This is a genomic window from Streptomyces niphimycinicus (genome assembly GCF_018883605.1).
In the GTDB taxonomy this organism is placed as follows: domain Bacteria; phylum Actinomycetota; class Actinomycetes; order Streptomycetales; family Streptomycetaceae; genus Streptomyces; species Streptomyces niphimycinicus.
In genome coordinates, this window is sequence record NZ_JAHLEM010000474.1 from 1 (window position 1) to 8891 (window position 8891).

At 73.3% G+C, this 8891-nt stretch carries 6 protein-coding genes; 2 read left to right on the plus strand and 4 right to left on the minus strand.

Annotation, left to right across the window (positions count from 1 at the left end):
- Positions 1-28 precede the first annotated feature (28 nt).
- The 4 genes from KN815_RS33230 to KN815_RS33245 all read right to left on the minus strand — a co-directional run bounded on the left by KN815_RS33230 (position 29) and on the right by KN815_RS33245 (position 4217).
- Positions 29-940, minus strand: a complete 912-nt coding sequence (locus KN815_RS33230) for a DNA-3-methyladenine glycosylase family protein (protein WP_216345573.1) — start codon at positions 938-940, stop codon at positions 29-31.
- 313 nt (positions 941-1253) lie between these two features.
- Positions 1254-2666, minus strand: a complete 1413-nt coding sequence (locus KN815_RS33235; RefSeq protein WP_216345574.1) for a coenzyme F420-0:L-glutamate ligase — start codon at positions 2664-2666, stop codon at positions 1254-1256.
- Positions 2663-3634, minus strand: a complete 972-nt coding sequence (gene cofD / locus KN815_RS33240; RefSeq protein ID WP_216345575.1) for a 2-phospho-L-lactate transferase — start codon at positions 3632-3634, stop codon at positions 2663-2665. Before cofD ends, KN815_RS33235 begins: the two co-directional genes overlap by 4 nt.
- A gap of 49 nt (positions 3635-3683) precedes the next feature.
- A complete protein-coding gene (locus tag KN815_RS33245) occupies positions 3684-4217 on the minus strand; it encodes a cysteine dioxygenase (RefSeq protein ID WP_216345576.1) in 534 nt (177 codons plus the stop codon).
- A 735-nt stretch (positions 4218-4952) separates the two neighbouring features.
- Between KN815_RS33245 and KN815_RS33250 the strand changes: the two genes are divergently transcribed.
- Positions 4953-5216: a WhiB family transcriptional regulator gene (locus KN815_RS33250; RefSeq protein WP_004952403.1), complete on the plus strand. Its 264-nt coding sequence runs from the start codon at positions 4953-4955 to the stop codon at positions 5214-5216.
- A gap of 323 nt (positions 5217-5539) precedes the next feature.
- Positions 5540-8891: glycosyltransferase family 2 protein (locus KN815_RS33255; protein WP_216345577.1), on the plus strand; the 3352-nt coding region annotated here is incomplete at its 3' end.

Below are 8891 nucleotides of genomic sequence, written 5' to 3' on the forward strand. Positions count from 1 at the left end.
TCCGCACCCGGTGAAAGGGCCCCGGGGGCTACATCGTCCGGAAGTCCCTGACCGCGAAGCGGGGCCCGCGGCGGGGCGGAGTACGGCCGGACAGAAGGATCAGCCGGGTCGCGCGGTAGCGCTGACCCGCATACGGGGCCAGGAGTTCGAGCATCGCCTCATCATCCGCACCCCGCTCCCCAGTGAGCGCGTAGCCGACGATCCGCGGCAGATGCAGATCCCCGACCGTGATCGCGTCCGGAGTGCCATTGCTGCGCTGGAGGGTCTCGGCCGCCGTCCAGGGCCCGATGCCCGGGATGAGTTGCAGCCGGGCGGAGGCGGTGGCCAGGTCCATGGACGTGGCCTCCTCCAGCCGTGGAGCGACCCGGACGGCCCGCAGGATCGTCGAGGAGCGCTTGGTGTCCACGCCCGCGCGATGCCACTCCCACGACGGGATCAGCGCCCAGGCGCGCGGATCGGGCATGACCCGCATCCGCATCCCCTCGGCCGGACCGGGCGCGGGCTCGCCATGGCGCTGGAGCAGCAGCCGCCAGGCGCGGTACGCCTCGACGCCGGTGACCTTCTGTTCCAGGATCGACGGAATCAGGGACTCCAGGACCAGCCCGGTGCGGATGAGCCGGAGTCCGGGATGGCGCCGGTGCGCCTCGTGGACGAGCCGATGGCGGGGCACGAACGCGGACGGGTCGTCGTCCGCCCCGAGGAGGGCGGGCAGACCGTCCAGCAGCCACTCCGCCCCCGGCCCCCAGGCCCGGCCCTCGATTTCCGCATCCTTGCGCGCGATCCGTATGGTCCCGGGCCCGGCCGGCGTCCGGCTCGCCCGCCAGAAGGCGCCGTCCGCGCCGACCTGAAACGCGGGATCCCCTGGGCCTCGCTGAAGCACTCCGAGGTTACGCGCGAGGTCGCAGGGCCCCGAAGGGCTCCAGGTACGTCTCACACACACCCCGCCACCCTACGGCCCGCCTGCGCCGAGGGTCACTGAGCGGTGCTGGATCCCATGACCAGGACGGCGCGCCGCCCGCTCATGCCCCGGCCCGGGCTCGCCATCACCCACTCAACGTCCCCGGCCAATGGCGCCGTAAATATACGGTCCCCAAGGGCGCCCCGCTCCAAGGGCAACCCCACGGCGCACCCCAGCAAACGCTCCCGCACCCGTGCCCCCACCCCGCACAACGCGCGCCCCCCTGCCCCCGCGCACACGACCCCACCGCACAACCGGCCCGCACAACCTCGGACCCGGCCCCGCCCCCGACGTCCTACCGCACCACCACGAACCCCTCGACCCCCCGCTCCGGCCGTGCCACCGGCGGAACCGCCGCCTGGCCCACCGCGACCGTCCCCATCGGGTCCCACTCGTCCGGCAGGCCCAGTACCTCGCGCACCACCGGGCGGCAGAACATCGTGGACGACACCCACGCCGACCCCAGCCCCTCACCCGCCAGCGCGACCAGCAGGTTCTGCACCCCGGCGCCCGCCGCGACCACGAACATCTCGCGCTCCGCCGTGTTCCGCCGCGGGTCGGGGTAGGTGTGGGCACCGTCCGCGACCAGGCACGGGATCACCAGGTACGGCGCCTTCCGCAGCACATCCCCGCGCCGCACCCGCTTGGCGACGCTCTCCTCCGAGAAGCCGTCCCCCCGCAGGTCGGCGATCCAGGCATCCCGCATCGCGTCCAGCAGTCGTGTCCGCGACTCCTCCGACTCCAGCAGGACGAAGCGCCACGGCGTCGTATGGTGCGGCGCGGGCGCCGTGACGGCGGCGGCGACCGCGCGCCGCACCGCCGCGCCGTCCACCGGCTCGTCGGTGAACTCCCGGACCGTACGGCGCAGCGTCACGGCCTCCCGTACGGCCTCGGAGGTGCCCAGCCGGAACATGTCGTCAGCGGCACCGCGCACCAACGCCCGCGCACCTTCATCGACCTCGTGTCCACCGGACCCGCCGAGCCCCCCAGCCCCATCGTCCAGCCCCTCGAACCGAACCACCTGCGGAAGCCCCCGCAGCACCGCCACCGGCAACCCCTCGGCCTTGCCCTTGACCAGGTCACCCGCCGAGGCCAGCTCATCGGCGGTGGCGACGATGGTCGCGCTCAGCGCGTTTCCGTACGCGTCGACGCCGCCGCGCAGATCGTCCAGGACCCGCACCCCCGCGGCCCCGATGGCGACGTCGGTGACCCCGGTGCGCCACGGGCGCCCAAAGGTGTCGGTGACGATGACGCCGACCTCCACGCCGAGCACTTCCCGCAGCCCGGCCCGGATCGCCCGGGCCGAGGCGTCGGGGTCCTCGGGGAGCAACAGGACGGTCCCGGAAGGGGTGTTGGAGGCGTCGACCCCGGCGGCGGCCATGACCAGGCCGTGGCGGGTCTCGACGATCCGGGTGCGGCCGCGCCGCGCCACGACCCGCACCGTCTCGGCGTCTATGGCCGCCTCGCGGTCGGTCGCCTCGACAACGCGCCCCTCCGCCTTGCTGACGATCTTGGAGGTGACCAACAGCACATCGCCGTGCGCGAGCCCCGGCAGACCGCCGGAGGTCGCGGCGTCGGCGATGAGCTTGGCGAGGTCGTCACCGGGCCGCACCTCGGGCATCCCGGGGAGGGCCCACACCTGATACGACGGCAACTCCTGCGACACGCTCTCCGACGCACCCTCCACCCCGTCCCGCAACGCGCTCATCCCCGCACCTCTTCCGCCAGCACCAGCGCCTCGGCCGCCATCGCCGCCGTGGCCTCGAGGTCCGTCATCATCAGCGGGATCGCCCGGCAGCGGATCCCGGCGGCCTCGACCTCGTCGACCGCGCCCGCGTCCACGGTGTCGACGAGCCAGCCGTCCAGCAGCCCGGAGCCGTAGTGCTTGGCGACGGCCGCGGCGGTGGACTCGACGCCGACGGCGGCGAGCACCTTGTCGGCCATGCCGCGCACGGGCGCGTCGCCCACGATGGGGGACAGGCCCACGACCGGGATCCCGGCGTCGGCGATGGCCTCGCGCACGCCGGGCACGGCGAGGATCGTGCCGACGCTGACGACCGGGTTGGACGGCGGGAAGAGGACGACGTCGGCGTCGGCGATGGCCTCCAGGACGCCGGGCGCCGGTTTGGCCTGGTCGGCGCCGACGGGGACGACGGCGTGGGCGGGCACGGAGGCGCGCAGCCGCACCCAGTACTCCTGGAAGTGGACGGCCTTACGGCTCTCGCCGTCCGGGGCGTCCGGGTCGTCGATCAGGACATGGGTCTCGACGCGGTCGTCCGTCATGGGCAGCAGCCGCACGCCCGGCTGCCACCGGGCGCACAGCGCCTCGGTGACGGCGCTCAGCGGATAGCCCGCGCCGATCATCTGCGTACGGACTATGTGCGTGGCGAAGTCGCGGTCGCCGAGGCCGAACCACTCGGGCCCCACCCCGTACGCCGCCAACTCCTCCTTGACGGCGAAGGTCTCGTCGGCCCGGCCCCACCCCTGCTCCTCGTGGATGCCACCGCCGAGGGTGTACATCACGGTGTCGAGGTCGGGGCAGACCTTGAGGCCGAAGAGGTGGATGTCGTCGCCGGTGTTCCCGATGACGGTGATGTCGGCGTCCGGAGCCGCCGACATCAGACCGCGAAGGAAACGGGCGCCGCCGATACCGCCTGCCAGAACCACAATGCGCATGGGAGACAGTCTGGCAGCCGCCTCGGACATCGCGGGCGTTCGGGGCGGCTCAGCGCCCCGGGACGCCCAGCGTGCCGGGGGCCGCGGCAGGGTGCGCGGGGGCGGACAACTCGGCGCTCTGGGTGGGGTGCAGCGGCATCTCGGTCAGCCCGGGGAAGTAGATGTGCAGGCTGACGGCGGGTTCGAGGGCGTCGTTGACGACGTCGTGCACATAACCGGGCGCGAAGACGCGCTGTGCGCCGGCGCGCAGCGCATGCCGCACGCCGCGCGTTCCCACCCGTTCGGTCAGCTCGCCCTGGAGCACCGTCAGTACCCCGGAGGAGCGGCCGTGGTCATGGGCTCCGCTGCCCTGTCCGGGCACCCAGCTCAGCAGCCACACCTCATAGCCGGGGCCGGTGCGCAGCCGGTGGTACCAGCGGCTGGTGGCGTCGTACTGGACGAGGGACGCCCAGCCGTCGCGGTCGGCCGCGATGGTGCGGGCCAGGCCCGCGAAGGCGGAGACGGTGGTGGGGTGCGCGGGTACGGGCGGCAGCAGATGCGGGATGGCGAGCGGGTCACCGGCGATCTGGACGTCGCTGTTCATGGCGGGGGTTCCTCGGCGGGAAGGGCGCGGAGAGGTGCGCCGTGGGGACGCGGCAAGGGCGCGAAGTGCGGCCCGAAGTGCGGTGCGAAGCGCGGAGCGAACGCGGTCTCAGGACGAGACGCGGTAAGCGAAGCGAGGCAAACGCGGAGAAAGCTGGAGCTCTGGGGGCATCAACAGCTCGAACAGCGACAGCGAGCCCGCACAGCGCAGCGGAACCCGTGGTCACGGGTCGGCAGGGGCGCGTGGGTCACTGACATGCGACCAAGGAGACCTGGATCGCCGCGCCGCTGTCAACTTGATCTCACGTTTCAGCTCAAGGTTCACCTCTTCCGGTCGCTATGGAGGCAGAAAGGTTTGTGCACGCGTTGTACCGGTGAGACGGCGCACCAACGCGCATCGACGCGCACCACCTCCGCACCACTCCTGCACGATCCCCGCACGACCCCTGCGCCACCCCGCTCCATCTCCCGGGCGATGCAACGGGACCGGCGTCGATGGCGTCCTCCTCAGTGAGCGTGAGAGGAGGGGCCCGGGCGTCGGATGGGGAAGGTGTCGCGTTTAGGCCGATTTGAACACTTTCCGCGCAGCCTTGGTTCCGCAGAGTGAATAAGAGGCCCAATAGCAGATCTCGGCTTGACTGGCCCGGATCGGCACACTTGTAATTTCACTCGTGTCGTTCTGCCGCTTCACCGACGGCATCAGGCACGGGGACGCAAAGACAGACGAGGGGCGCACATGACCGAGTTGTTCCAGCAACTGCTGGTCGAAGAGGCGGACGAGGAGCTCGGTTGGCAGGAGCGCGCACTGTGCGCCCAGACCGATCCCGAATCGTTCTTCCCGGAAAAGGGCGGATCCACCCGTGAGGCGAAGAAGGTCTGCCTCGCCTGTGAGGTCCGTTCCGAGTGCCTTGAGTACGCCCTCGCCAACGATGAGCGGTTCGGCATCTGGGGTGGTCTGTCCGAGCGTGAGCGCCGCCGACTGAAGAAGGCCGCCGTCTGACACCCGGCGCCGGACCCGCCTGACCCGCCGGACCTGCCTGACCCGCCGGTCCCGTCGGCCCCGCCGACCCGGGGGACCAGTCGGCCTCGGCCGACTCCGCGGCCCTGTCGGACCTGCCGGAACCGTATGACCCGCGCTGACATATCCGCACAGTTCACGGCGGGCTGAGCCACCGCGACCGGTCCACCCCCTGCCCGCATGGCGACGGGAGGCGGACCGGCCGCATACACAGCCGTTAGTGTGGGGCCCCGTCCGAGACGCTCCAACGCCCCCAGGGGGCGCGCGCGTCCACCGCAGTCCAGCGAACCGGGGCCCGTACCTCGATGTCCGTGCACAGCCACCAGGCGGCCCAATATCCGGCCGCCAACGCCGCGTTTGCGCCCGCTCAAGAACCGGTTCAGCCGCCGGCCTATCCGCGTCATGTCGTCACCGCCGTCCTGGTCGCCCACGACGGCGCCCGCTGGCTGCCCGACGCGCTGTCCGGTCTGCTCGGCCAGGAGCGCCCCGTCCAGAGCGTCGTCGCGGCCGACACCGGCAGCGCCGACGACTCCGCCCGGCTGCTCACCGAGACCCTCGGCGAGGAGCGGGTGCTGCATATGGCGCGCCGCAGCGGCTTCGGCACGGCCGTCGCCGAGGCGGTCCGTACGGCCCCGGTGCTCGGCCCCGAGGAGCTCACGTACCTCAAGCGCCCCAGCGGCTGGGACCCCGTCAACCGGTCCTGGCGCGATGACGCGTACGACCTGCCGGAGCTGCCGCACGGCGAGCCCGTCCAGTGGCTGTGGCTGCTGCACGACGACTGCTCGCCCGAGCCCGACGCGCTGGCCGAGCTGCTGCGGGTCGTGGACGCCGAGTTCACCGCCAACCGCGAGCCCGCGATCGTCGGACCCAAGCTGCGCGGCTGGTACGACCGCCGGCAGTTGCTCGAAGTCGGCGTCAGCATCGCCCGCAGCGGCCGCCGCTGGACCGGTCTGGAGCGGCGCGAACAGGACCAGGGCCAGCACGACCAGGTGCGCCCCGTGCTGTCGGTGTCCAGCGCGGGCATGCTGGTGCGCCGCGATGTGTGGGAGGAGCTGGGCGGTTTCGACGCCCGGCTGCCCCTGATGCGGGACGACGTCGACCTGTGCTGGCGCGCCCAGGCGGCCGGCCACCAGGTGCTGATCGCTCCGGACGCCGTACTGCGGCACGCGGAGGCGTCCGCGCGCGAGCGGCGGCCCATCGACTGCGTGGGGCGCTCGGTGGCGAACCCCCATCGCGTGGACAAGGCCGGCGCCGTCTACACCCTGCTGGTCAACACCCGTGGCGCGCTGCTGCCCTATGTCATGCTGCGGCTTCTGTTCGGCACCCTGCTGCGCACCCTGGCCTATCTCGTGGGCAAGGTGCCGGGGCAGGCCCTGGACGAGGTCGCCGGTCTCTTCGGCATCCTGCTGCGGCCGGGGCGGATCCTCGCCGCGCGCAAGCGCAGAGGCCGTCCCGCGGCGGAGCCGAGCGAGCTGCGGCCGCTGTTCCCGCCGCCCGGTGCGACCGTAAGGGCGACGGTCGAGCAGGTCGCCAGCAATATAGGCGGCCGTTCCGAGCCCGAACTGTCGTCCGGCGGACGGCACGGCGCGGTCGAGTCCGGGCCCGGCGGCGATGACGCCGACTTCCTGGAGATCGAGCAGTTCGCCCGGCTCAAGCGGATCGCGCGCAAGCCCGGGCCGATGCTCTTCCTCGTCCTGCTGGTGGTCTCGCTGGTCGCCTGCCGGGATCTGCTCGGTGCGGGCGCGCTCGCGGGCGGCGCCCTGCTGCCCGCGCCCGCTCATGTCTCCGAGCTGTGGTCGAGCTATGTGGACGGCTGGCATCCGGTCGGCACCGGCGGGACGCAGTCCGCGCCGCCGTATCTGGCCGCCCTCGCCGCACTGGGCACGGTCTTCCTGGGCTCCACGGGCTTCACGCTGACCCTGCTGCTGGTCTGTTCGGTGCCGCTGGCCGGGTTCATCGCGTACTTCGCCTCCCGGCCGCTGGTCGAGTCCCGGCTGCTGCGCGCCTGGGGGAGCGTCGCGTACGCCTTCCTCCCGGCCGCGACCGGAGCGCTCGCGGGCGGGCGGCTCGGCACCGCCGTGCTCGCCATACTGCTGCCGCTGATGGCCCGGGCCGCGGCCGCCGCGAGCGGGTTCACGAGCAACGGGACGCGGCTGCCGAGCTGGCGGGCGGCGTGGGCGTACGCGCTGCTGCTGACGTTCACCATGGCCTTCACCCCGGTCGTCTGGCCGATGGCGCTCCTTCTGGGCGCCGGTGTGCTCGTGCTGCGGTTCCGGCAGAGCGGCACCGAGCAGCTCATGGGCTACGGGCTGCGGTTCCTGACCGTGGTCGGCACCCCGCTCGTCGTGCTCGCCCCCTGGTCGCTCGACCTCCTTACCGACCCCGCGCGCTTCCTGAAGGAGGCCGGGCTGGACCGCGGCGCCGGTTCCGCGTCCGCCCTGGACCTGCTCGCGCTCAGCCCCGGCGGCCCCAAGGGCGGCGGCACGCTGCTGCTGCTCGGCTTCGTGCTGGCCGCCCTCGCCGCGCTGATGCGCGGGGAGCGGCAGACGGTGGTGCGCGCCGCGTGGGCCGTGGCGCTCACCGGCTTCCTCTTCGCGGCGTTCACGGGCGGCTCCGGCTGGGCCGGGCCCGCGACCCTCGTCTACGGCCTGGCGCTGCTGACCGCCGGTGTGGTGGGCGCCGAGAACGCACGCGAGCGGGTCGCGGCACAGAGCTTCGGCTGGCGCCAGCCGGTGGCGCTGCTGATCGCGGTCGCCACGGTCGCCGCGCCGCTGTACGCCGCCGTCGTCTGGATGGTGAGCGGCGCGGACGGCCCGGTGGGGCGGCGCGACCCCGCGCAGGTCCCGGCGTTCGTGGCGGCCGAGAGCGCCACCGAGGACCAGGCCCGCACCCTGGTGCTCGGCGGCGGCAGCAGCGCCGCCCACGCCGACTACGCCCTGGTGCGCGGCTCCGGCGCCCGGCTGGGCGAGGGCGAACTCGCGAAGGCGGGCGGCGCCGACACCCGGCTCGACGGTGTCGTGGCCAATCTGATCGCGGGCTCCGGCGCCGACCAGACCCGGCAGCTCGGCGGCTACGCGGTGCGCTATGTGTACGTCCAGAAGGGCGCGCCGTCCGAGATGGAGCGGGTGCTGAACGCGACCCCGGGCCTCACCCAGCTCAGCCGGGAGCACGGCGGTGTGCTGTGGCGGGTCGACCAGCGGGTCTCGCGGGTCTCCATCGTCCCGGCGGAGTCCTCGGGCCGCCCGGCGGGCGGGGCGGCGGCCAAGCCGGTGCATGTGGCGTCCGGCCCGGTCGAGGCGCACACCACGGTGCCGGACGGCGCGGCCGGGCGGGTGCTGCGGATCGCCGACCGGTCCGCGCCCGACTGGCAGGCCACGCTCGACGGCAAGCCGCTGAAGGCGACGACGGTCGACGGCTGGGCGCAGGGCTTCGAACTCCCGGCGAACGGCGGCCGGTTGGACCTCAGCTACGACACGCCCATCACGCATACCGCGTGGGTGTGGGCGCAGGGGCTGCTCGCGGTCGTGCTGCTGGTGCTCGCGCTGCCGGGCCGGCGCCGGAACGTCGACGACGACCTGCCGGACGCGGAGGCCGCGGCCGCCGTCATCACCGCCGAGGACATGGCGGGCGACGGACGCCGGGCGCGGCGGCTGCGGG

Bases quoted from the DNA above. Each gene is read 5' to 3' on its own strand.
- KN815_RS33235 (WP_216345574.1), bottom strand. From the start codon at position 2,666: ATGAGCGCGTTGCGGGACGGGGTGGAGGGTGCGTCGGAGAGCGTGTCG.
- cofD (WP_216345575.1), bottom strand. From the start codon at position 3,634: ATGCGCATTGTGGTTCTGGCAGGCGGTATCGGCGGCGCCCGTTTCCTT.
- KN815_RS33245 (WP_216345576.1), bottom strand. From the start codon at position 4,217: ATGAACAGCGACGTCCAGATCGCCGGTGACCCGCTCGCCATCCCGCAT.
- KN815_RS33250 (WP_004952403.1), top strand. From the start codon at position 4,953: ATGACCGAGTTGTTCCAGCAACTGCTGGTCGAAGAGGCGGACGAGGAG.